24 protein-coding genes are annotated in these 21464 nt (G+C 59.8%); 8 read left to right on the plus strand and 16 right to left on the minus strand.

Annotation, left to right across the window (positions count from 1 at the left end; genetic code table 11):
- Nucleotides 1-12 precede the first annotated feature (12 nt).
- The 4 genes from ACZZ0D_RS05605 to ACZZ0D_RS05620 are packed head-to-tail and all read right to left on the minus strand — an operon-like array spanning nt 13 to nt 2661.
- Complete coding sequence (locus tag ACZZ0D_RS05605) at nt 13-588, minus strand: DUF6162 family protein (RefSeq protein ID WP_463552638.1); 576 nt, start codon at nt 586-588, stop codon at nt 13-15.
- Nucleotides 585-926: a hypothetical protein gene (locus ACZZ0D_RS05610; RefSeq protein ID WP_053122197.1), complete on the minus strand. Its 342-nt coding sequence runs from the start codon at nt 924-926 to the stop codon at nt 585-587. The genes ACZZ0D_RS05605 and ACZZ0D_RS05610 overlap by 4 nt, the downstream gene beginning before the upstream one ends.
- Nucleotides 923-1465, minus strand: a complete 543-nt coding sequence (locus ACZZ0D_RS05615; RefSeq protein ID WP_053122195.1) for a hypothetical protein — start codon at nt 1463-1465, stop codon at nt 923-925. The genes ACZZ0D_RS05610 and ACZZ0D_RS05615 overlap by 4 nt, the downstream gene beginning before the upstream one ends.
- Complete coding sequence (locus ACZZ0D_RS05620; RefSeq protein ID WP_463552639.1) at nt 1462-2661, minus strand: PepSY-associated TM helix domain-containing protein; 1200 nt, start codon at nt 2659-2661, stop codon at nt 1462-1464. Before ACZZ0D_RS05620 ends, ACZZ0D_RS05615 begins: the two co-directional genes overlap by 4 nt.
- A gap of 402 nt (nt 2662-3063) precedes the next feature.
- Here ACZZ0D_RS05620 and leuC point away from each other — a divergent pair, with 402 nt between their 5' ends.
- Nucleotides 3064-4482 (plus strand): 3-isopropylmalate dehydratase large subunit, encoded by a 1419-nt coding sequence (gene leuC, locus ACZZ0D_RS05625; protein WP_463552640.1) that lies wholly within the window; start codon nt 3064-3066, stop codon nt 4480-4482.
- Nucleotides 4479-5093 carry a 3-isopropylmalate dehydratase small subunit gene (gene leuD, locus ACZZ0D_RS05630; protein WP_463552641.1) on the plus strand — a complete coding sequence of 205 codons (615 nt, stop codon included), beginning with the start codon at nt 4479-4481 and terminating at the stop codon, nt 5091-5093. The genes leuC and leuD overlap by 4 nt, the downstream gene beginning before the upstream one ends.
- Nucleotides 5094-5149: 56 nt before the next feature.
- On the opposite strand, the gene ttdR is transcribed toward leuD, so the two are convergent.
- From ttdR to soxR, 4 genes are all read right to left on the minus strand, one after another.
- A complete protein-coding gene (ttdR, locus tag ACZZ0D_RS05635) occupies nt 5150-6064 on the minus strand; it encodes an L-tartrate utilization transcriptional activator TtdR (RefSeq protein WP_463552642.1) in 915 nt (304 codons plus the stop codon).
- A gap of 60 nt (nt 6065-6124) precedes the next feature.
- A complete protein-coding gene (locus tag ACZZ0D_RS05640; protein WP_463552643.1) occupies nt 6125-7000 on the minus strand; it encodes an alpha/beta fold hydrolase in 876 nt (291 codons plus the stop codon).
- Between the two features lie 214 nt (nt 7001-7214).
- Nucleotides 7215-7673, minus strand: a complete 459-nt coding sequence (locus ACZZ0D_RS05645) for a VOC family protein (protein WP_053122185.1) — start codon at nt 7671-7673, stop codon at nt 7215-7217.
- A 257-nt stretch (nt 7674-7930) separates the two neighbouring features.
- Complete coding sequence (gene soxR, locus ACZZ0D_RS05650) at nt 7931-8383, minus strand: redox-sensitive transcriptional activator SoxR (RefSeq protein WP_463552644.1); 453 nt, start codon at nt 8381-8383, stop codon at nt 7931-7933.
- Between the two features lie 93 nt (nt 8384-8476).
- Between soxR and ACZZ0D_RS05655 the strand changes: the two genes are divergently transcribed.
- Nucleotides 8477-8842: an antibiotic biosynthesis monooxygenase gene (locus ACZZ0D_RS05655; RefSeq protein ID WP_053122181.1), complete on the plus strand. Its 366-nt coding sequence runs from the start codon at nt 8477-8479 to the stop codon at nt 8840-8842.
- Here the strand turns inward: ACZZ0D_RS05655 and ACZZ0D_RS05660 are convergent.
- The 4 genes from ACZZ0D_RS05660 to msuE form a co-directional block, all read right to left on the minus strand.
- Nucleotides 8839-9942, minus strand: coding sequence for a sigma-54 interaction domain-containing protein (locus tag ACZZ0D_RS05660; protein ID WP_053122179.1), 1104 nt, complete (start codon nt 9940-9942; stop codon nt 8839-8841). The genes ACZZ0D_RS05655 and ACZZ0D_RS05660 overlap by 4 nt on opposite strands.
- A gap of 36 nt (nt 9943-9978) precedes the next feature.
- On the minus strand, nt 9979-11166 hold the full coding sequence (locus tag ACZZ0D_RS05665; RefSeq protein ID WP_463552645.1) for an acyl-CoA dehydrogenase family protein: 1188 nt from the start codon (nt 11164-11166) through the stop codon (nt 9979-9981).
- Nucleotides 11167-11297: 131 nt separating this feature from the next.
- The gene (gene ssuD, locus ACZZ0D_RS05670; protein WP_008079343.1) at nt 11298-12443 is read right to left on the minus strand and encodes an FMNH2-dependent alkanesulfonate monooxygenase; all 1146 of its coding nucleotides are present in this window, start codon (nt 12441-12443) and stop codon (nt 11298-11300) included.
- A 10-nt stretch (nt 12444-12453) separates the two neighbouring features.
- Nucleotides 12454-13017: an FMN reductase gene (gene msuE, locus ACZZ0D_RS05675; RefSeq protein ID WP_463552646.1), complete on the minus strand. Its 564-nt coding sequence runs from the start codon at nt 13015-13017 to the stop codon at nt 12454-12456.
- 392 nt (nt 13018-13409) lie between these two features.
- Between msuE and ACZZ0D_RS05680 the strand changes: the two genes are divergently transcribed.
- The 4 genes from ACZZ0D_RS05680 (at nt 13410) to ACZZ0D_RS05695 (ending at nt 17632) form a co-directional block, all read left to right on the plus strand.
- Nucleotides 13410-13679 carry a hypothetical protein gene (locus ACZZ0D_RS05680; RefSeq protein ID WP_053122171.1) on the plus strand — a complete coding sequence of 90 codons (270 nt, stop codon included), beginning with the start codon at nt 13410-13412 and terminating at the stop codon, nt 13677-13679.
- 101 nt (nt 13680-13780) lie between these two features.
- Nucleotides 13781-14395 (plus strand): LysE family translocator, encoded by a 615-nt coding sequence (locus tag ACZZ0D_RS05685; protein WP_053122169.1) that lies wholly within the window; start codon nt 13781-13783, stop codon nt 14393-14395.
- A 205-nt stretch (nt 14396-14600) separates the two neighbouring features.
- A complete protein-coding gene (locus ACZZ0D_RS05690; protein ID WP_053122167.1) occupies nt 14601-15767 on the plus strand; it encodes an aminotransferase class V-fold PLP-dependent enzyme in 1167 nt (388 codons plus the stop codon).
- 56 nt (nt 15768-15823) lie between these two features.
- A complete protein-coding gene (locus ACZZ0D_RS05695; RefSeq protein ID WP_463552647.1) occupies nt 15824-17632 on the plus strand; it encodes an aminopeptidase P family protein in 1809 nt (602 codons plus the stop codon).
- A 49-nt stretch (nt 17633-17681) separates the two neighbouring features.
- Here the strand turns inward: ACZZ0D_RS05695 and ACZZ0D_RS05700 are convergent, their stop codons facing one another.
- Together ACZZ0D_RS05700 and ACZZ0D_RS05705 are read right to left on the minus strand one after the other, a co-directional pair.
- Nucleotides 17682-18278, minus strand: coding sequence for a 2-hydroxychromene-2-carboxylate isomerase (locus tag ACZZ0D_RS05700; protein WP_463552648.1), 597 nt, complete (start codon nt 18276-18278; stop codon nt 17682-17684).
- Nucleotides 18279-18315: 37 nt separating this feature from the next.
- The gene (locus ACZZ0D_RS05705) at nt 18316-19044 is read right to left on the minus strand and encodes an SDR family oxidoreductase (protein WP_463552649.1); all 729 of its coding nucleotides are present in this window, start codon (nt 19042-19044) and stop codon (nt 18316-18318) included.
- Nucleotides 19045-19136: 92 nt separating this feature from the next.
- Between ACZZ0D_RS05705 and ACZZ0D_RS05710 the strand changes: the two genes are divergently transcribed.
- A complete protein-coding gene (locus ACZZ0D_RS05710; protein WP_463552650.1) occupies nt 19137-19700 on the plus strand; it encodes a TetR/AcrR family transcriptional regulator in 564 nt (187 codons plus the stop codon).
- Between the two features lies 1 nt (nt 19701).
- On the opposite strand, the gene ACZZ0D_RS05715 is transcribed toward ACZZ0D_RS05710, so the two are convergent.
- Nucleotides 19702-19983: a hypothetical protein gene (locus tag ACZZ0D_RS05715; RefSeq protein ID WP_053122157.1), complete on the minus strand. Its 282-nt coding sequence runs from the start codon at nt 19981-19983 to the stop codon at nt 19702-19704.
- 168 nt (nt 19984-20151) lie between these two features.
- Nucleotides 20152-21039: a threonine/homoserine exporter RhtA gene (gene rhtA / locus ACZZ0D_RS05720; RefSeq protein WP_463552651.1), complete on the minus strand. Its 888-nt coding sequence runs from the start codon at nt 21037-21039 to the stop codon at nt 20152-20154.
- Between the last annotated feature and the right edge of the window lie 425 nt (nt 21040-21464).

The following is a 21464-nucleotide window of genomic DNA, read 5'->3' on the forward strand; positions in this document are numbered from 1 at the left end:
GAGGGCGAGGAATCAATGGCGATGTTCGCGGGTAACCCCGGCATCGTATTGCGCGACGATCTGTTTCCAGCCCGACGCAGACAGGGCGGCGTCGGTCAGTTCGGTCGGCACGTTGAGATCGGCATCGCGGTTGAGCCAGATGTCCGGTGCAGCGCTGTGATCGGCGCTCAACAGCATCACGAATGAACCGGCGACGGAGGGTGCCTGGCTGTGGCCAAAGTAGGCAGTGTCGGCCAGCAATTGCCAGGCATGACCGCCGCGACTGACCGAACTCGCATCCTGAGCAAACGGCGCAAAACCTTCGTCAGCCAGATTTTTCGGGGTCGGCAAGGTTTGCTGTTCTTCGCGTAGTAGACGGATTTCGTCGAGGGTCACTCGCAGATCGGCATAGATGCCCTGCTCGGAAGCACTGAGATCGCGGCGCGCATCGAACTGATGGCTGGCGACCGGTTCCGGCTCATGGGACACCCCGCGCCACGCCACCACCGAACCGGCAACCGCCAGAATCAGTAGGCACAACAGCAACACATTGAGGGTTTCATGGCCGGCACCGGCCGGGCGGACGACTTGCGTGGTGGGCGTACTCATGGGGCCTCAATATCCGCTTGGTCGATTTCGACGACGTGGCCGGGACCCGCGTCGAACAGCACGTAGAATTCGGCGCCGGGTTTTTTGAAGGTCAGCGTCGAATCGCTACCAAGCTTGCCCGGTACCAGAATGGTTTCGTCGTAACCGATCACGTCGAGGGTCACGCCGGGGGCGCCGCTGCCGTCGGAAAAACCGCCGGTGCATTTGATCTGGTCGGCGTCGATGGCTTTGCATTCGCACATCGGGTTATGCGCCAGAGCGCTGCCAGTGAAACCGGCGCAGAGCACCAGCAGCGCGGCGCTCAGCCGCAGGCGGGAAGGGCGTTGCGAGCGGGTCATGGTTTGGCTCCTTGTTGAGTCAGCCAGGCGATGGTGGCGGGGGAGGCCTGGCTCAGGGGAATCGAGGCCTGATGCATGCTGCCGTCCCAGCCTTCCATGGTGATCCACAGTTCGGCGTCGGCTTTGGTTTTCTCCGGCACCGGCAACTGCGCGCCCATGCGATACGGCGCGCCGAAGAAAATCACCCCGGCGGCGCGCAGGCTGCGCGGTTTGCCGATGCGCAGATAAGTGGCTTTGACTTTGTCGATGCAAGCATCACAAAGCGCGGCGTTGAAGCCTTTCATGTAGCCGGCCGGGCCTTCCAGACGTGGCGCCTCGTTGCGCAATTCGGCGAGGCGCAGGCTCCACGGGCCGACTGCGATTTCGCCGACTTCGCGTTCACCGAGGCCGGCATCGCCGCGAAACAGCGCGACATCGGCGAAGTATTTCGGCATGAAACCCAGCGGGATCAGCAGCAACAGCACGTTGATGTGGAAACGCCATTTGTGCCAGAACACGCTCAAGCGCGACGGTTGCGGCAAAGCTGCGGACTTGCTCATGGGTTGACCTCCGACGTTTCCCGGCGCATCGCCGGTTGCGCCTGCACGCGGTTTTTCTTCGATTCACGCTTGAGAGCATTGGCCGTGGCCAGCGCCGTGCGTTTGGTCCAGATCAACAAACCGCTGAGCACCATCATGCTCAGCAGCAGGCCGAAGAAGAACCAGATCAACTTGATCCACAACCCGCCAAAGTCGCCGGTGTGCAGCGGGCGCATGGATTCGGTGACGAACTCCAGCGAGGTGCGGTCGCTCAACAAACGTGAAGTGGCCAACTCACCGCTGTAAGGATCGAGCGTCGCGGTCTGGAACATCAACGGATACCAGCCGCGTCCTCCGACGCTGAGGTGGGTATAGGCGTTGGCCGGCAGGCTGACGAAGCTGACTTCGAGGCCGGGGATTTTCTCTTGGGCGATTTCAATGGCCCGATCCAGACTGATGCGCGGCGGCGGGCTGCCGTCGGCCGAGATCGGCACCGCTTCACGGGACATCGCCGGAATGATCGGTTCGCTGGAGATGGAAATGTGGTTGTCGAACAGCAGCGCCTGAATCAGAAACCAGGTGCCGGTGATCGAGATCACGGCGATAAACCAGATCGACCAGATGCCGCTGAGGCGGTGGAAATCGCCCCAGAAGATTCGCGCGCCGTGGCGAAAGCGCAGGGTCGGACTAAAGAATCCTTTCCAGAAGCGTTTATAAACCACCAGCCCGGTCACCAGCGAAGCCAGCAACGGCAGACCGAGGAACGACACCAGGTACCAGCCCCAACTGAAACCGTTGGTGAACGGCACCAGCCACCAGCCATGCAGGGCGCGGGTAAAGGCCTGGAAGTTGAAGTCGGGCGCGACTCCCTGAATCACCCCGGTATACGGGTTGACGTAAACGGTCTGCTCGCGGCCATCCGGGTAGCTGACCTGCACGTCCAGGGCAAAATGCGACTCATCCGGGCGGCTGATGCTCTCGACCACGGTGCGTGGTTCGGCTTTTTTGATCGCCGCGAGTACCTGGTCGTAGCTGAGCAGCGGTGCGTCGTCGGTCGGTTGGCTGGCGCGCATTTGCGGGTTGGCCAGCCAGACGATTTCCTGGCTGACCACCGCCAGCGTGCCGGTGACACAGACGATCAGCACAAAGAACCAGATCGGTAACGCCAGCCAGCTATGAACGAGGAACCACAGTTTGGAGCGGGATTTCTTCGACATGATTGCGCGTCTTGATTTCGATGGAAGGGCGCGGCACCACGGGCTTCGCAGCACAGCAGTCCCCGAACGACCGGTCGTGGCTTTTGCCTACGCGAACGGCCTGCATTTCTATAAGACGAATGAGCGACGCAAATCCCGAAAGGCGATATGAAAGCAAATGTTTCGCAATCCGCCGAATTATCACGGCCCCTTGTAGGAGTGAGCCTGCTCGCGATGGCGTCGCGTCAGTCGATTAATTTATTGGCTGTTATATCGCTATCGCGAGCAGGCTCACTCCTACAAAAGCGTAGGGCGGGGGGATTGAACACGATTCATGATCTGCGCCATCACTGTCTGGCAATTGATGGGCGGCAGCGCCTGCCTATGATGGGAATCACTTGGATTGCTTGAGTGAATGCCCTGATGAGCCCCAGAACCCTTTACGACAAACACATCGATTCCCACACGGTCTGCCGTCTCGACGATCAGGGGCATGTGCTGCTGTATATCGACCGTCAGGTGATCAACGAATACACCAGCCCGCAAGCGTTCAGTGGCTTGCGCGCGGCTGGGCGCGAAGTGTGGCGGCCGGGCACGGCGCTGGCGGTGGTCGATCACGTCAACCCGACCACGCCGGTGCGCATCGCTGCGATGCCCGATGCCGGCGGTGCGCGGCAAGTGTCGTATCTGGCGGAGAACTGCCGGGACTTCGGCATCGAACTGCTGGACATCCTCGACAAGCGCCAAGGCATCGAACACGTGATCGCTCCGGAGCAAGGCTTCATCCTGCCGGGCATGGTCATCGCGGCCGGCGACAGCCACACCACGACCTACGGCGCACTCGGCGCGTTCGGGTTCGGCATCGGCACCTCCGAGATCGAGCACCTGCTGGCCTCGCAAACGCTGGTCTACAAACGCCTGAAAAGCCTGCGCGTCACGGTGGATGGCGAGTTGGCGCCGGGCCTGACCTCGAAGGATGTGATCATGGCGCTGATTGGCCAGATCGGCGCATCCGGGGCCACCGGTTACGCCATCGAATTCTGCGGTTCGACCATTGATGCCTTGAGCGTCGAAGCGCGCATGACCATTTGCAACATGGCCGTCGAGGCCGGTGCGCGCGGGGCCTTTATGGCGCCGGACGAGAAAGTCTTCAGCTACTTGAAAGGCAAACCGCGCGCGCCCCAAGGTGAGTTGTGGGATCGCGGCGTGGAAAAATGGCGCGAATTGCGCAGCGATCCCGGCGCTGTGTTCGATCGCGAAATACACCTCGACGCCAGTGGGCTGGAGCCAATGGTGACCTGGGGCACCAGCCCGGACCAGGCCGCTGCCATCGGTGCGCGAGTGCCGGATCCGCAATTGATCAGCGACCCGATCCTGCGTCAGGACATGCGCCGCGCCCTCAACTATATGGGCCTCGAAGCGGGCATGGCGCTCAGCGACATCGTCATCAGCCACGCCTTCATCGGCTCATGCACCAACGCGCGGATCGAAGATTTTCGGGATGCCGCCAGCGTCGTGCGCGGGCAACGCGTCTCCGAGCACGTGCGCGCGATGATCGTGCCCGGCTCCAGCGAAGTGCGTGCGCAAGCCGAAGCGGAAGGGCTGGCGCAGATTTTTCTCGACGCCGGTTTTGAATGGCGTCAGTCCGGTTGCTCGATGTGCCTGGCGATGAACGACGACGTGCTCGCCCCCGGCGACCGCTGCGCGTCCAGCACCAACCGCAATTTCGAAGGCCGCCAGGGCGCCGGCGCACGCACGCATTTGATGAGCCCGGCGATGGTCGCCGCTGCTGCGATCAGCGGTCGACTCACCGACATTCGCCACTTTGGAGAACGCCCATGAGCCTGCAACCCTTCACTCAAGTCAGCGGTCAGGCCGCGCCGTTTCTGGCGGCCAACGTCGACACCGACGTGATCATGCCGAAACAGTTTCTCAAGGGCATCGATCGCCAAGGGCAGGATCGCGGGGTGTTTTTCGATCTGCGATTTTTGCCGGATGGCAGGCCCAATCCTGATTTCGTGCTCAATCAAGCGGCATGGCAGGGCGCGAGTTTTTTGGTGGTCGGGCCGAATTTTGGCTGCGGTTCCAGTCGTGAACACGCGGTGTGGGGGTTACAGCAGTTGGGCGTTCGCGCGTTGATCGGCAGCAGTTTTGCCGGGATCTTTTACGACAACTGCCAGCGTAACGGGGTGTTGTTGATCACCCTGGAAGAGGCGCAGGTGCAGCGGATCGGGCAGCTTGTTCGGCAGGCTGAAACGGCGCGGATCAGCATTGATCTAGAAGCGCAGCAGATAGGTTTGGCGGATGGCTGCGTGATCGATTTCCAGATCGATACCCTGCGCAAAACTTCGCTGTTGCTGGGGCTGGATGCGATTGGCAGCACCTTGCAACGCCGCGAACAGATTCAGGATTTCGAACGCCAACATCTGGCTAACAACCCGTGGTTAAGCTAAACGCATAACCTGTGGGAGCAAGCCCGCTCCCACAGGGGTTTTGTGTTGTGTTTGGGTTATAGCGACAGACTTTTGAAGTGCTCCTGCAAGAATTCCACACACGCCCTTAATTTCCCCGAATTCGCCAACCGTGTCGGGTACACCGCCCAGACATTCGCGCTCTGCCCGTAATCCTCCAGCACCTGCACCAGCAACCCTTGCTCGAGCAACGGTTTCACATCCCACAGTGAACGCAGCAACACCCCACGCCCATCAAGTGCCCATTGCAGAACAATCTCGCCATTGTTCGACGACAACGGCCCGCTGACCCGCACACTTTCCTGCCCGCCCTCGCGATCGAGATTCCAGATGCCGAAAGCGTTGTCGCGTTCCTTGATCACCAGGCAGTCATGCTGCTGCAAGTCCTCCAGCGTCAGCGGCGTGCCACGCCGTTGCAGATAATTCGGCGCCGCGCACAGCACGCGTCGATTGCTCACCAGACGTCGACCGATGTGCTGCCCGGGAATGTCGTCGCCGACGCGGATTTCCAGGTCGAAACCTTCATTGATGATGTCCACCACCCGATCAAACAGGTCGAGACGAATCTGCAGTTCCGGGTAGCGCTCGGCCAGCAACGACACCGCTGGCGCCACGTGATTGCGACCGAAACCGAAACTGCTGCAGATGTGCAAACGCCCACGCGGGCTGTCGTGGGCGTCGGAAAGTTCGTCGTGCAGTTGCTGGAAGTCATCAAGAATGCGCAACGCCCAGCGCTGCACACGCTCGCCATCCTCGGTCAGCGAGACGCGCCGACTGGTGCGATGCAGCAGGCGTGTGCCAAGGGTGGTTTCGAGAATCTGGATGCGTTTGCTGACGTAGGCGGGCGACAGGCCCAACTCATCGGCCGCGGCGGCAAAGCCGTTTTTGCGGATCACGGTGAGCAGCACACGCAGGTCTTCGGGCAGGGGCACGGAGTCTTTCTTCTGGGACATGTCAAAACGCACGCTGGCGGCAGAAGCCGCCGGCGTAGCACCGCGATTTACAGGCTCTGTTCAGCGCAGAAAGGCCAGCGCTTCGGCAAGCAACAGTGCGGGGACTTCTTCGGCGATATAATGGCCGGCGGGCAGGGCCTGGCCGGTGACGTTCGTCGCCACTTGCTGCCATTCCTTGAGCGGATCGAAACAGCGGCCGACGGTGCCTTCCGCGCCCCACAGCACCCGCAAAGGCAAACTCAAATGATGATGGGCGGCGATGTCGGCGCGGTCGTGCTCCAGATCGATGCCGGCGCTGGCGCGGTAATCTTCGCAGATGCCGCGTGCGCTGCCGGGTTGTTGCAGGCAGCGGCGGTATTCGCTGAAGGCTTCGTCGGTGAACGGTTTGAGGCCGGCGCTGCGACTGCCCATCACGCTGCGCAGATAACCTTCCGGGTTGGCTTCGATCAGCGTTTCCGGCAGCGGCGCCGGGCGAATCAGGAAGAACCAGTGCCAGTAGGCGCGGGCGAAGGCTTCGTTGGTTTGGGTGTACATCGCCAGGGTCGGGGCGATGTCCAGCAGCATCATGCGTTGCACGGCGGCGGGGTGGTCGAGGGCGAGGCGATGAGCGACGCGCGCGCCACGGTCATGGGCGAGGATCGAGAACTGCTCGAAGCCTAGCGCTTGCATCAATTCGACGTTGTCGCGGGCCATTTCGCGTTTCGAGTAGCTGAGGTGCAACTCGTCAGCGTCGGGGCGACTGCTGTCGCCGTAACCGCGCAGGTCGGCGGCGACCACGGTGAAGTGTTTGGCGAGTTGTTCGGCAATCTTGTGCCAGATCACATGGGTCTGCGGATGGCCGTGCAGCAGCAACAGGCCCGGCCCGCTGCCGCCGACGCGGTAGGCAATGTCGACGCCGTTGACGTGGCGCTGGTCTTTGAGAAATCCGGCAAACATCGGGCTGATCCTTGTTTCAGGTTTCTTGTGGCCTGCATCCTGAAAGCGTCCGGGGTTTGGGGCAAGGCGCAAAGCGTGATGGGCGGGTTCATGAAGTGTGATTTGTTTGTCAGTACCGGCCCGATCGCGAGCAGGCTCACTCCTACAATTGGAATGCAGTCCCCCTGTAGGAGTGAGCCTGCTCGCGATAGCGCCTATGCAAACACTGCAAAACCTAACCCTGGCCAAACATCTCCATCGCCCGCTGCCTGATCTGCTCCTCAGTCAAATCCTCCTTGCGCGAGGCCAGAAACCACAGATGCCCATACGGATCCTTCAACGTCCCGCTGCGATCGCCGTAAAACTGATCCTTGACCTCCGACACCGACGTCGCCCCGGCATCCAGCGCTCGCTGAAATGACTTGTCGACATCTGTCACATACAAATGCAAACCAACCGACACCGCTTGATCCGGATTGCTCAACGGCCCTTGATCGCACGGCGAACCGAGCATGATCGCGCTGTCGCCAATGCGCAGTTCGGCGTGGCCAATGCCGCCGTCGGGCATGGACAGACGCATGACTTCGGTGGCACCAAAAGCTTTCTTGTAGAACTCGATGGCCTCGGCGGCTTTGTGGATGCCGAGGTAGGGGGTGATGCTGTGATACCCCTCGGGAATGGGTTTGACGCTCATGACCTTCTCCCTGATTGTTGTTTTGCGAGGTGAAGAATCACTATAGAACTGTCCGCGCACACCAGACTTTTGCCCGACGAGCAGCACCCAAATTGAGCGATGGAAACCAGCCTTTGTGGCGAGGGGATTTATCCCCGTTGGGCTGCGAAGCAGACCCTCAGTCAGTCAATGAGGTATGTCTGAAGGAATAGGGATGCAGGTTTTGGGGCTGCTCCGCAGCCCAACGGGGATAAATCCCCTCGCCACAGGGTTTTCCATCAAAATTCAGGGAAGTGCGGCCCTGGCCCTTGTTCACCGAGCACATCGCCCTGATTGCGCAGCGGGCAGGCCTCCATTGAAAGGCAACCACAACCAATACAGCCATTCAAACGATCCCGCAACAGCATCAACTGCTCGATCCGTTCATCCAGTTCCCGCCGCCACTGCTCGGACAACACCCGCCAATCCGCCGCCGTCGGCGCACGGTCATCCGGCAAAATCTTCAGCGCTTCGCCAATCTCCGCCAACGGAATCCCCAGCCGTTGCGCGACCTTGATCAACGCCACCCGCCGCAGCACCTCACGCGGATAGCGCCGCTGATTGCCGGCATTACGCTGGCTCTTGATCAGTCCCTTCGATTCATAGAAGTGCAGCGCCGTCACCGCCACGCCACTGCGCGCCGCGACTTCGCCAACCGTTAGCTGCTTGTACACCTGTTCTTTGCTGATCATTGGAAAACAGCTCTTGACCTTGACTTAACTAGAGGTTTTACCCTGCAGGCCTTCGAGTCGCAAGATTCGCCTTACAGCCAAGTGGGGACTTTCATGCAAGCAACAGCGAAAAATCGCAGTTTCACCCAGTTGATCGAATTCGAAATCGAACCACGTCAGCAGCCGGCATTGGTCAATGCGCTGTCGGTACAGACTGAACGTCTGGCCCAGCGCTACGCGGGATTTGTCAGCGCGAGTGTGCAGGCCAGCGACGATGGCCGGCGCGTATTGAGTTTTCTGCAATGGCAGACCCGCGAAGCGGGGGAGGCGGCGTTTCGCAGTTTCGAGAGCGGCGAGCAGGACTTTTGGCAGTTGATCCACACGCATCAGGCGAAAACCATCACCTTCAATTCCTTTCAGGTGCTCAGCAGCATCGCCCGCAGTCACGACGATGCGCTGCACTGCAATCTGGTCGGCTAGATCGACAGTTGCAGCAGGCGTTCGCCGTGCAGATTGGCGGGTGCCCGGCGCTTGTTCACTGCCAGTTCGCCGATCTTGATCAACCGTGTGCGTGTGACGTTGCGGCTCAGGCCGAGCAGGGCGGCGGTGTGCACTTGGTTGTAGTGGCAGAAGCGGTAAGCCGCGCGCAGCAACGCGTCTTCGACTTTTTCGTGGAGTGCGCCGGCCTGTTGCGCGAAGAGTTTTTGAAAGGCCTGCTCCAACAACGCTTCCGGTGAGTCGTCGGCGCTGTTGTGATGATCGTCCGGGCGTTCGATGCGCAGATTGGACAGGCGCAAATCATCACGTTCGATCACGCCGTTACGGCAGATCAATAAGGTGTGATGGATGACGTTTTCCAGTTCGCGGATGTTGCCCGGCCAACTGTAGCCGCGCAGTTTGTGCTCGGCGCCGGGGCTGATGCTGACTCGCCCGTAACCGAGACGCTGACTGTAGGCCTCGATGAAATGCCGAGTCAGCGGCAGGATGTCGCCAGGGCGATCACGCAACGGACTCAGTTCCAGATTGACCACGTTGAGGCGGTAATACAGATCCTCACGGAAATTGCCGGCATTGATGGCTTTCTCCAGTTGCACGTTGGTCGCGGCCAAAACCCGCACATCGATCGGAATGCTTTTGCGCGAACCGAGCCGCACCACTTCGCGTTCCTGCAACACGCGCAACAACTTGACCTGAATCGCCATCGGCAGATCGCCGATCTCATCGAGAAACAAGGTGCCGCCGTCCGCCTCTTCGAACCAGCCAGCCTTGGCGCTCAAGGCGCCGGTGAACGCGCCTTTTTCATGACCAAACAATTCGGCCTCGACCAGCGACTCGGAAAACGCGCCGCAATTGACCGCGATAAACGGCCGATGGCGACGGTTGCTCAGGTTATGAATATGCCGCGCCACCAACTCCTTGCCGGTACCGGTCTCACCGATGATCAGCACGCTGGCCTCGCTCGGTGCAACCTGTTGCAAATGCGCGAGCAGGGCTTGGGACTTCGGATCTTCGAACACCTGCGCGGTGGCACGGATCGACGTGGCCAGCGCGGGTGAGGGCGGTAAGGTCAGCAGTTGCATGGGCTCGTCCTTCTTTTTAGTTCAAATGCAGACAGGTCAGGAATAGAAAGTCGGCACCGGCAGCGACTGGTTCAGCGCCCAGTCGCCCAGCTCATGGAGTTTGTAATCCAGCGGATCGTGCAGGGTTTGCGTGCGCAAGTTGCGCCAGTGCCGGTCGAGACGCAGCGAGGCGTGGGTCGAGCGCGCGCCGGTGACTTCGAACAGACGGCTGCAAATCTCCAGACCCTGACGGCTGGCCGCGACTTTGGCCGTGGCAATCGCCGTGGCGACATGCCCGCGTTCTTCGGCGCTGAGGTTTGCGCCTTTCGCCCACGCTTCATCCAGCAACGCCGCCGCGCGTTCGACCAATAAACGAATGCCTTCGAGGGCCACCCAGAACTCGCCGAAATGCGCGAGCACATACGGGTCTTCACTGACTTCGCGCGCCGAGGATTTGTGCCAGAGCCGGGTTTCCTTGAGGGTGTACTGCCGCGCTTCTTCGAATGCGCCTTCGGCAATCCCGAGAAACATATGCGTGAAAGTCAGCTGCGCGATCAGTGGTCGCAAGCAGGCGAACGGCGTGCTCAGCGGGCCCGGATCAAGCAGCAGCTCCGACTCCTCGACACGCACGCGTTCGAATGTGGCGCTGCCGCTGTCGGTCTGACGCTGGCCGATATTGTTCCAGTCGTTGTGCAGGGTGATGCCGCTGCGGCCGCTGGGAATCGCCGCGATCAGCAACTTGCCGCCCGCGCTTTCATCGACTGCCGAGGCAATCAACATCTGCGAATCGCTGGCGCCGGAGCAGAAGCTTTTCTTCCCGGAAAACTCGCGCCAACCGCCGAGGTTCTTGACCACGGTGCGAGTGTCGAGCGGGTTCAGCGCGTTGCCCCAGAACCAGTTCTGCCGCGCGGTCTGTTCGAACCACGGCTGCCATTGTTCCGGTCGCGAGAACAGGCGCACGGTAGCGAGCATCAGATGATGAAAGCCGAAGACGTGAGCGATAGAGCTGTCGACCTTGGCGAACTCGCGGACGATTTGCAGGGTTTCACTCCAGGTCGCGCCAAGGCCGCCGTAGCGGGTGGGAATGCTCAGGGCCAGCAGGCCGCTGTCGCGCAGAGCATCGCGCTCGGCTTTCGGCGTACCACCGCGCTCGTCGCGTTCGACGGCGGTGAGGGCAAACTCGGCGGCCAGTAGGCGGGCGGTTTGCAGCGGGGATAACAGGGTACTTTGCGGTTTGGCGGTCACACGGTGTTCCTCAAAATCGACGCAATCCCCCTGTGGGAGCGGGCTTGCTCGCGAATGCGTTGGGTCATCGATATAAATGGTGACTGACACGACGCCTTCGCGAGCAAGCCCGCTCCCACAGGGAATTCGGTTCAGGCAGTGGCTTTGGTGGGCAGCACATCATTGGCAATCATTTCGCCAAACGGCCCGGTCAGGTTGGTCACGCCACGCCCGGCCAGGCTCGCGTACGGCTCGGGCAGCAGCGGGAACACCAGCTCGGCAAAGCGGTAAGCCTCTTCCAGATGCGGATAACCGGAGAAGATGAAGCTTTCGATGCCCAGATCCGCGTACTCCTTGATCCGCGCTGCCACTTGCTGCGGATCACCAACCAGCGCCGTCCCCGCGCCACCGCGCACCAGACCGACACCGGCCCACAGGTTCGGCGCGATTTCCAGGTTGTCGCGCCGGCCATCGTGCAACGCCGCCATGCGCCGCTGGCCTTCGGAGTCAAAGCGCGAAAAGGATTTCTGCGCCGCTTCTATCGTCTCGTCACTGATGTGCTCGATCAGTTTGTCGGCGGCTTTCCACGCCTCTTCGGCGGTCTCACGGACGATCACGTGCAGACGAATACCGAACTTCACCGTGCGACCGTGGCGCGCCGCGCGTTCGCGCACATCAGCGAGTTTTTCCGCGACGGCCGCCGGTGGCTCGCCCCAGGTCAGATAGACATCAACTTGCTCGGCGGCCAGGTCATGCGCCGCGTCGGAGGAGCCGCCGAAGTACAGCGGTGGATAAGGTTTCTGCACAGGCGGGTAGAGCGCTTTGGCGTTCTGCACTTTCAGGTGCTTGCCCTCGAAATCCACCGATTCACCCTGTAACACGCGGCGCCAGATTTTCAGGAATTCGTCGGTGACTTCGTAGCGTTCGCTGTGGCTGAGGAAGCTGCCGTCGCCACGGTTTTCATCCGGGTCGCCACCGGTCACCACGTTGATCAGCAAGCGGCCGTTGGACAGTCGATCCAGCGTCGCCGCCATCCGTGCCGAAACGGTCGGCGAGATGATTCCCGGCCGAATCGCCACCAGATAACGCAGGCGTTCGGTCAACGGCACCAGTGCCGAGGCGATCACCCACGAGTCCTCGCAGGAACGCCCGGTCGGGATCAACACACCGTGATAACCGAGGCTGTCAGCGGCTTGCGCGACTTGTTTCAAATAGTTGAGCGTGACCGGGCGCGCACCTTGGGTGGTGCCCAGATAGTGGCCGTCGCCGTGGGTCGGCAGGAACCAGAAAACATCCATGAACAGCTCCTTAAGCGATCTTCAGCAACGGTTTGATTTGCGTGGCGAACAGCGGCGCAGCGCGCTCGGCGGCCAGACGGATGCGCGCTTTCAGCGGCTCGCTGGTGATCTGGTAGTCGGCGAAATCGGCCTCGGTGGCGTACACGCCGATCGGCAAGGTCACGGCCTGGAAGAAACTGAACAGCGGACGCAATTGGTGATCGAGCACCAGCGCATGGCGTTCGCTGCCACCGGTGGCAGCGAGCAGCACCGGGATATCGATCAGCGCATTGAGGTCGATCAGGTCGAACAGATGCTTGAGCAGACCCGGATACGAGCCGCGATAAACCGGCGCTGCAACAATCAGCAAATCCGCTTGTTCGATGGCTTGCAGCTCGGCCTCGACTTCGGCGCTAAGCTCCTGACGCGAGAGGGCACCGCCGAGCGGACGGGCGATGTCACCGAGTTCGATCAGATGGCTGTCGATCGGCAAATGCCCGGCAAGTTCGGCCAGCAAGGCCTGGGTCAGCACCAACGTACGCGAGGGACGCCAGGTTCCGCCGGAGAGGGCGACGACTTTCAGAGGACGCGACATGATCAATTCCTTGTTTTCAACAGTTGCTCAGCGAGCAGTGGCTAAGTCACTGGGCTTGAGCAAACGCTGTACCAATTCCTGGAGGCCCGGTGTGGCGGGGCTTTGAGTGTTTTTCTAGCGGCCGTTTGTACGAATTTCAGGTGGCTTTGTTGAACTGCTGTTGCCTGAGCAACAGTTGCTGGAGCAACACTGAAGCGCCTATGGGGAAGAAGTTATAAAGGCTAGTTGTTATTCCGCAAAAGACCGTTAATAGATATTTATAGATCGTTAACGAATATGTCTAAGGCTCTGCGAAAATCCTGATAGCCACTATTGAGAGCGTTGATTTCTGCGCGAGCGAGCCCGGGCGTAGCCTTTGTCCATCGACTACCACTGCTCGCCAGGACGCTCCCATGAATCATCTACTGACTGTTTCGCTGCTGCTCGCTGTCTCTGTACTCGCCGGTTGTGCCGGTCACGTTTCGCCAGAATTGCGCCCTTACAGCGCAGAAGAATCCCGCGAACTGGCGATGGAAGCACTGAACCGCAGTGGGTTGTCCTTCGACGAATACCACGCGAAAAAAGCCCAACTGCTCGGCCAGCCACAGAAGACTTTCGGCTTCGATAAACAAGGTGAGATGAGCGCCGAGCGAGCTGTACAGCTGCACGGTCGCCCTAGCTGATAACAAACTGTACTGCTGGAAGTTTTACTCAACTGTCCGTGGGTTTGCGCGGTGGCGTGATATAGGGTCAACACCTGAATGACCCTGACGGATTGCCCACCATGACCCTCTCGCTTGATCTGCTGCTGGGCTTTGCCCTGTTTGCCCTTGTCACCTCGATTACGCCGGGGCCGAACAACACCATGTTGCTGGCATCGGGCGTGAACTTCGGCTTTAACCGCACCATTCCACACATGCTGGGCATTACCTGCGGATTTTTTGTGTTGGTGGTGGCGGTCGGTTTTGGACTCGGCGCGGTGTTTCAGACCTATCCCATTCTTTATACGATCCTGCGCTACGTCGGCGCGGCGTATCTGCTGTATCTGGCGTGGAAAATCGCTCACTCGGGGCCGGTGGGCGACAACGTTCAGGGCGAGGCCAAACCGATCAGTTATCTCGGCGCTGCGGCGTTTCAGTGGGTCAATCCAAAGGCGTGGATCATGGCCATCGGCGCAATCAGCACCTACACGCCGATGCAGGGCTATTTCACCAATGTCGTGGTGATTGCCGCCGTTTTCGCCATCATCAACCTGCCGAGTGTCGGCGTCTGGGCTGCCTGCGGCACGCTGTTACGCAATGTGTTGAAAGATCCGCGCTGGTTGCGCGTGTTCAACTGGGGCATGGCCGCGCTGCTGGTGATTTCGCTGTATCCGTTACTTCTCGAAAGCTTTCACTGACGCATAGCCTTCAACCCGCAGCCCGATGCCTGTTAAGCTCGCTTCAGGAGCGTTCCTACGCACTTTTAAATGAAGTTGTTCTTCTTTAACGGCATCCGATCAGGTATTGATGACGCTCTCGAACCGACGCGCAGCTCACAAGGCTGCGCGGTGCCGTTTGCAGACACGAGCCTCCTGATCCCGGAACACGCTCTGCGAGTCTTTTATGAACACACGTCCGTTGTATTTCGATTACGCCGCCACCACCCCGGTGGACGAGCGGGTCATCCAGGTGATGATCGAATGTCTGGGGTTTCACGGTAACTTCGGTAACCCGGCTTCCAGCTCCCACGCCTTCGGCCAGCAGGCCCGGCACACGGTCGAGCAGGCGCGCCGGCAAGTCGCCGAACTGGTGGGCGCTCAAGCCGAACAGATTGTCTGGACGTCCGGTGCCACCGAGTCCAACAACCTCGCCCTCAAAGGTGTGGCACAGGCGCGCGGCGTGTCCGGCGGCCACATCATCACCAGTCAGATCGAACACAAAGCCATTCTCGATACCGCCCGCCAATTGCAGGACGCCGGCATCGCCGTGACCTATCTGGTGCCGGACGCCGATGGCCTGATCACGCCGCAAGCGGTCAGTGAAGCGCTGCGCGAGGACACCTTTCTGGTGTCGCTGATGCTGGTCAACAATGAGTTGGGCACCGTCAACGACGTGCAGGCGATTGGCGAAATCGTGCGCAACCGTGAAGCGCTGTTTCACGTCGATGCGGCGCAAGGTGCCGGCAAAGTGGCGATTGATCTGGCGCAGTGGCCGGTCGACCTGATGTCGTTTTCGGCGCACAAACTCTATGGCCCCAAAGGCATCGGCGCGTTATATGTCGGCCCACGGGCACAGCAAAAGCTGCAGGCACAAATTCACGGTGGCGGCCACGAAGGTGGCTTGCGTTCCGGGACGCTGGCAACTCATCAGATCGCCGGAATGGGCTCGGCGTTCGCACTGGCGGCTGCCGCATTTGACGAAGAGAAGAGCACGATCGTCGCGTTGCGCGAGCGTCTGCTCGAACAATTGCTGAGCCTGCCCGGCGTGCGCCTCAATGGCAGCGCCAGCCAGCGCATTCCGCACACCTTGAGCCTGACGTTCAGCGAGGGCGAATTCAATAGCGCCGCGCTGAGCCATTCGATCGCGTTTTCCGCGACCTCGGCGTGTAACTCCGCGAGTAACGCACCGTCTCACGTGCTGTTGGCGCTGGGGCATGACGCACACCTGGCCGGGCGCACCATTCGCCTGAGCCTCGGCCGTTTCACCACCGCCGACGATATCGACAAGGCTTGCGAACTGATCAAGACCGCCTGCGCCAGTGCTCCGGCATTCTGGGCGACAGGGCTGTAAACCAGCCGACCTAACGGCTACGAACAATAACGATGAAGTGATTAGCAGGAGACATGATGAGTACCCAGACCTTCACCGAAGGATCGGTGCCCCAGCGCCTGGCGCACACCCGCGAGCTGATGCGTCGCGAAGGCATTCACGCACTCTTGGTGCCGTCTGCCGACCCGCATCTGTCGGAATATCTGCCGGGTTACTGGCAGGGCCGGCAGTGGCTGTCGGGTTTCCACGGTTCGGTGGGCACTTTGATTGTCACCAACGATTTCGCCGGCGTCTGGGCCGACAGCCGTTACTGGGAACAGGCAACCAAAGAACTCAACGGCAGCGGCATCGAACTGGTCAAGTTGCAGCCGGGTCAACCGAGTCCACTGGACTGGCTGGCTGAGCAAACGCCGGAAGGTGGCGTGGTCGCCGTCGATGGCGCAGTAATGGCTGTGGCCTCGGCGCGCACGTTGAGCAGCAAACTCGAAGCGCGTGGCGCGCGTTTGCGTACCGACATCGATTTGTTGCAGGAAGTCTGGAGCGATCGCCCGACGCTACCGAATGCAGCGATCTATCAGCATCTGCCACCACAGGCGACCGTCAGCCGTGGCGAAAAACTCGCCAAGCTGCGCGAAACCTTGCAGACACGTGGCGCTGATTGGCACTTCATCGCCACCCTCGACGACATCGCCTGGCTGTTCAACCTGCGCGGCGGCGACGTGTCGTTCAACCCGGTGTTTGTGTCCTTTGCGTTGATCAATCAACAGCAAGCCACGCTGTTCGTGGCGCTGAGCAAGGTTGATGCGGATTTGCGCGCCGTGCTGGAAGCCGATGGCGTCACCCTGCGTGACTACAGTGAAGTCGCTGAAGCCTTGCGCGCCGTGCCGAGTGGTTCGAGTGTGCTGGTGGATCCGGCGCGGGTCACCAGCGGACTGCTGGAAAACCTCGACAGCGGCGTGACGCTGGTCGAAGGTCTTAACCCGACAACGCTGGCCAAGTCGCAGAAAAGTGAAGCCGATGCTCAGCACATCCGCCAAGCGATGGAGCAGGACGGCGCGGCGCTGTGCGAATTCTTCGCCTGGCTGGAGTCAGCCTGGGGTCGTGAGCGGATTACCGAGCTGACGATCGACGAGAAACTCACCGCTGCCCGTGAACGTCGTCCGGATTATGTCTCGCTGAGTTTCAACACCATTGCCGCGTTCAACGCCAATGGCGCGATGCCGCATTATCACGCCACCGAAGAAGAGCACGCGGTGATCGAGGGTGATGGCCTGCTGCTGATCGACTCGGGTGGTCAGTACCTCGGCGGTACCACTGACATTACGCGGATGGTGCCGGTCGGTACGCCGACCGAAGAGCAGAAACGCGATTGCACGCGTGTGCTCAAAGGCGTGATTGCACTGTCGCGAGCGCAGTTCCCGAAAGGCATTCTGTCGCCACTGCTCGACGCCATCGCCCGCGCGCCGATCTGGGCTGAGAGTGTCGATTACGGTCACGGCACCGGTCACGGCGTTGGCTATTTCCTCAACGTTCACGAAGGCCCGCAGGTGATTGCCTACCAAGCCGCGCCAGCACCGCAAACCGCGATGTTGCCGGGCATGATCACCTCGATCGAGCCGGGTACCTATCGTCCGGGTCGTTGGGGTGTGCGCATCGAGAACCTGGCGATGAATCGCGAGGCGGGCAGCAGTGAATTCGGCGAATTCCTCAAGTTTGAAACCTTGACCCTGTGCCCGATCGACACTCGCTGCCTGGCGCCGGCGCTGCTGACTCAGGAAGAGAAACAGTGGTTCAACGCCTATCACGCTGAAGTGCGTGAGCGTTTGAGCCCGTTGCTGGAAGGTGCTGCGCTGGAGTGGTTGAACACGCGTACTGCTGCCATCTAAACGATTGACGCTCGGGCGCTGTCGCCAGCGCCCGAGCGATGGCTTCGAACTAGATCTGGCGCAATGCCTCTTCGACGAAGTCGAGTCGATCCTGACCAAAGAACAACTGGTTGCCGACGAACATGCTCGGTGCGCCAAACACGCCGCGTTTAACCGCAGTCTCGGTATTCTCTTTCAACACAGCTTTGACGGATTCGTCGTTGGTCAGCGCGAGTACTTCCTGCGGATCGAAACCGTGTTCACTCAATACCACTGCGACGGTTTGCGGTTCGTCCATGCTGCGGCCATCGACCCAAAGCGCTGTGAACAGACAATCGATAAACGCTTGGAAGCGTTCCGGCTGACGCAGTTGGATGCCCGTGACGGCACGCATCAGCATCAACGTGTTGATTGGGAAGTGCGGGTTGAATTTCAGCGGCACGCCGTAGCGTTTTGCATAGCGATCCAGATCTTGAAACATATAGCGACCCTTGGCCGGGATCATCGCGGGGGAGGCGTTGCCGGTCGCCTTGAACACGCCGCCGAGCAGCATCGGGATATAGATCAATTCGCTGCCAGTCGCTGCGCAGATTTTTGGCAATTGGCTGTAGGCCAGGTACGTGGCAGGGCTGCCGAGGTCGAAATAGAACTCCACGGTTTTCGTCATGGTTGCTGCACTCTCATTATTGTTATGGGCGGCGGGTTTACCAGCGTTCGTTCCATGGACGCAGATCCAGCTCGAATGTCCAGGCATCGCGCGGCTGACTGTGCAGGTACCAATAGTTTTCGGCGATGTGCTCGGGGTTGAGAATGCCATCCTGATCCTTGGTGGCGTATTTCTCCGGGAAACTGTTGCGAATGAAGTCGGTATCGATCGCACCATCCACCACCACATGGGCGACATGAATGTTCATCGTCCCCAGCTCCCTTGCCATGCTTTGGGCCAGTGCGCGGATACCGTGTTTGGCGCCGGCGAATGCGGCAAACCCTGAAGCTCCGCGCAAACCGGCGGTAGCGCCAGTGAACAGGATCGTGCCGCGATTGCGCGTGACCATGCGCTTGGCCACTTCGCGTGCATTGAGGAAACCCGAGAAGCAGGCCATTTCCCAGATCTTGAAATATTTGCGCGCGGTTTCTTCGAGGATGCTGCACGGCACGTTGGCGCCGATGTTGAAGACGAACGCTTCGATCGGGCCAACGCGGGTTTCGATGTCTTCGATCAGCGCGATCACGTCTTCTTCCTTGCGCGCATCGCAGGCGAAACCGTGTGCTTCGCCGCCGTCTGCCTGAATGGCGTCTACCAGCGGCTGCAATTTTTCGGCACTGCGTCGTGTGACGCAGGCAACGAATCCTTCTTTGGCAAAGCGCTTGGCAATAGCGCCGCCCGTAGCATCGCCGGCTCCGACAACCAACACGACCTTCTTGTTATTCATGGGTAGATCCCTTTGCTAAACGATCGTTAAGTGAACGAACGTTATGCTAGGATTCCGACAACGTCAAGGCGGTCAATTTCGAGGGCAAACACATGCGTTACTCCGCCAGTCACAAACTGGAAACCCGGGAAAAGCTTCTGCAGAGCAGTTCGCTGTCGGCGAAGCGTTCGGGGTTTTCCACGGTAGGCGTCGATGGTTTGATGAAGGCTATCGGCTTGAGTGGTGCGGCGTTCTACAGTCACTTCGCGTCGAAGGATGCGTTGTTTACCGCTATCGTCGAGCGCGAATTGGGCCACAGCCTGGAACGGTTGGGCGGGCAGGGCACTCAGGATCACGAACGACTGCAGCGGTGTCTTAAACATTACTTGAGCATGGCCCATGTCGAGCAGCCTGAGTCCGGCTGTGCCTTGCCATCGCTGGGTGCGGAAATCGCCCGTTCAGATATTCAAGTGCGGGAACAGGCAGAACTGTGGATCTGCCGGTTGCAGGAGAGTTGGGCGAAAATATTGGAGAGCGACAGCCTGGCGTGGTCAGTGCTGTCGCAATGTGTCGGGGCGTTGGTGGTGGCGCGTATGTTGGCCACACCGAACATTCAGCACAGAGTGCTGAAGTCCAGTCAGGAAGAAATCGCTCGGCAGATCGCCAGACTGCAATGATCTATTTGCAGATGACGATCATGCTGCGGCTGGTGTAGCCGGCAGGGTTGAGGCCAAAAGGATAATCGCCAGGCTCTTCGACGCCATCCCCCGATTTGGCAATGACTTTATAGCCCTTGGGGGCACAGGCGTTGGCGGCGTGGGTGTAGCACTTGTCCCAGGAGGACGACAGCCCTGAACAGTTGATGTGCAGCCCCTTCTTCCCGCGTTTTACCTGGGTTTCCGATGTCGCCGCGCAGCCTGCAACCGCGAGTATGGCGATCAATATCAAAATTCGTTTCATTACCGTCCTTATGGCAGCCAGAAGTCTGTTGCTCTGGTCTGCCTGTATGCGATCGCGCTTGAAGCGTACTGACGTCCGTATTCGAAAAAATCCATGCCTGACACTGGGTTAACGGACTAAACATGGCCTAAATAAGCGGCAAATGCCAGACCTTCGTCAAATCCTGTTTCAATCGGCCGCAATGGCGGGCTTCGCGCCGCTGCCCATGGTCAGCGTAGCTCCGACGGAGGCGAGAATAATGCACAGGATCGCCATCCATTGTGACAACGTCAGGTATTCCTGCAGAAACAGCAGGCCTGACAGCGCACCGAATGCGGGCTCGATACTCATCAAGGTGCCGAAGGTGCGCGCGGGCATGCGGGTGAGGGCAACCATTTCCAGGGTGTAGGGCAGGGCGGTGGAAAGGATGGCCACGCCGATAGCGATCGGGATCAGCGAGGGCGTCAGCAAAGCAGCGCCGGCATGCACGATGCCGATGGGCGCGACAAACAGCGCGGCGATCATCACGCCCAACGCTGCGGTCGTTACGCCATTGTCTGCCCCGGCCTTCTGACCGAAGAGGATATAGAGTGCCCAGCAGACACCTGCGCCCAATGCGTAACCCGCACCGACCAGATCAATGCCGGCAGTAGTCGCGCCCGTGGGGATGAGAAGGAACAAGCCTGCAGCCGCCAAACCAATCCAGAGAAAATCGATAGCGCGACGTGATGCGTAAATGGCGACGGCCAGCGGCCCGGTGAATTCCAGTGCGACGGCGATCCCTAGTGGGACTGTGCGCAATGACATATAGAAGAGGAAGTTCATCCCGCCCAATGCCATGCCGTAGACAATGACCGTGCGCAGCGACTTGGCCGTCAGCTTGGCGCGCCATGGACGCAGCAATAGAAGCATGATCATACTGGCGAAGATCAGTCGCAGGGTCGTGGTGCCTTGGGCGCCTACCACCGGGAACATGCTTTTGGCCAGCGAGGCACCGGACTGGATCGATGCCATTGCTATTAATAGCAGGCCAACCGGGAACAGCATTGAGGCAAGCGAGCGGGGTTGGTCATTCATTGCGCGGTGTCATCCAGGGTATATAGCAGGCATTTTTGAGTTGTTGGGCAATATACTGCGCATTCGCTACGATGGCGTCTATATATAAGCAGGCTTTTTGCGTTTATCGATAGAAAAATGAAATCAGGGGTTGACGGCAGATTTCATGCGTCTATAATTCGCCCCACTTCCGGCGCAGTCGAAACGGAAAACTCCTTGAGATTCAATGAGTTAAGTAGGTTTCGGCAGCAAGTGCTTCAGTTCATCGAAGCCAAAAGGAAGTTGAAAAAGAGGTGTTGACAGCAGCGTGTAACGCTGTAGAATTCGCCTCCCGCTGACGAGAGATCTGAAGCGCAAGTGGTTGAAGTTGTTGAAGAATTCTTCGAAAACTTCTGAAAATAATCACTTGACAGCAAATGAGGCTGCTGTAGAATGCGCGCCTCGGT

This window comes from Pseudomonas sp. AC193, assembly GCF_979258075.1.

Excerpts from the sequence above, each read along its gene's own strand:
- ACZZ0D_RS05605 (WP_463552638.1), bottom strand. The coding sequence starts at position 588 with ATGAGTACGCCCACCACGCAAGTCGTCCGCCCGGCCGGTGCCGGCCAT.
- ACZZ0D_RS05610 (WP_053122197.1), bottom strand. The coding sequence starts at position 926 with ATGACCCGCTCGCAACGCCCTTCCCGCCTGCGGCTGAGCGCCGCGCTG.
- ACZZ0D_RS05615 (WP_053122195.1), bottom strand. The coding sequence starts at position 1,465 with ATGAGCAAGTCCGCAGCTTTGCCGCAACCGTCGCGCTTGAGCGTGTTC.
- ACZZ0D_RS05620 (WP_463552639.1), bottom strand. The coding sequence starts at position 2,661 with ATGTCGAAGAAATCCCGCTCCAAACTGTGGTTCCTCGTTCATAGCTGG.
- leuC (WP_463552640.1), top strand. The coding sequence starts at position 3,064 with ATGAGCCCCAGAACCCTTTACGACAAACACATCGATTCCCACACGGTC.
- leuD (WP_463552641.1), top strand. The coding sequence starts at position 4,479 with ATGAGCCTGCAACCCTTCACTCAAGTCAGCGGTCAGGCCGCGCCGTTT.
- ttdR (WP_463552642.1), bottom strand. The coding sequence starts at position 6,064 with ATGTCCCAGAAGAAAGACTCCGTGCCCCTGCCCGAAGACCTGCGTGTG.
- ACZZ0D_RS05640 (WP_463552643.1), bottom strand. The coding sequence starts at position 7,000 with ATGTTTGCCGGATTTCTCAAAGACCAGCGCCACGTCAACGGCGTCGAC.
- ACZZ0D_RS05645 (WP_053122185.1), bottom strand. The coding sequence starts at position 7,673 with ATGAGCGTCAAACCCATTCCCGAGGGGTATCACAGCATCACCCCCTAC.
- soxR (WP_463552644.1), bottom strand. The coding sequence starts at position 8,383 with ATGATCAGCAAAGAACAGGTGTACAAGCAGCTAACGGTTGGCGAAGTC.
- ACZZ0D_RS05655 (WP_053122181.1), top strand. The coding sequence starts at position 8,477 with ATGCAAGCAACAGCGAAAAATCGCAGTTTCACCCAGTTGATCGAATTC.
- ACZZ0D_RS05660 (WP_053122179.1), bottom strand. The coding sequence starts at position 9,942 with ATGCAACTGCTGACCTTACCGCCCTCACCCGCGCTGGCCACGTCGATC.
- ssuD (WP_008079343.1), bottom strand. The coding sequence starts at position 12,443 with ATGGATGTTTTCTGGTTCCTGCCGACCCACGGCGACGGCCACTATCTG.
- msuE (WP_463552646.1), bottom strand. The coding sequence starts at position 13,017 with ATGTCGCGTCCTCTGAAAGTCGTCGCCCTCTCCGGCGGAACCTGGCGT.
- ACZZ0D_RS05680 (WP_053122171.1), top strand. The coding sequence starts at position 13,410 with ATGAATCATCTACTGACTGTTTCGCTGCTGCTCGCTGTCTCTGTACTC.
- ACZZ0D_RS05685 (WP_053122169.1), top strand. The coding sequence starts at position 13,781 with ATGACCCTCTCGCTTGATCTGCTGCTGGGCTTTGCCCTGTTTGCCCTT.
- ACZZ0D_RS05690 (WP_053122167.1), top strand. The coding sequence starts at position 14,601 with ATGAACACACGTCCGTTGTATTTCGATTACGCCGCCACCACCCCGGTG.
- ACZZ0D_RS05695 (WP_463552647.1), top strand. The coding sequence starts at position 15,824 with ATGAGTACCCAGACCTTCACCGAAGGATCGGTGCCCCAGCGCCTGGCG.
- ACZZ0D_RS05700 (WP_463552648.1), bottom strand. The coding sequence starts at position 18,278 with ATGACGAAAACCGTGGAGTTCTATTTCGACCTCGGCAGCCCTGCCACG.
- ACZZ0D_RS05705 (WP_463552649.1), bottom strand. The coding sequence starts at position 19,044 with ATGAATAACAAGAAGGTCGTGTTGGTTGTCGGAGCCGGCGATGCTACG.
- ACZZ0D_RS05710 (WP_463552650.1), top strand. The coding sequence starts at position 19,137 with ATGCGTTACTCCGCCAGTCACAAACTGGAAACCCGGGAAAAGCTTCTG.
- ACZZ0D_RS05715 (WP_053122157.1), bottom strand. The coding sequence starts at position 19,983 with ATGAAACGAATTTTGATATTGATCGCCATACTCGCGGTTGCAGGCTGC.
- rhtA (WP_463552651.1), bottom strand. The coding sequence starts at position 21,039 with ATGAATGACCAACCCCGCTCGCTTGCCTCAATGCTGTTCCCGGTTGGC.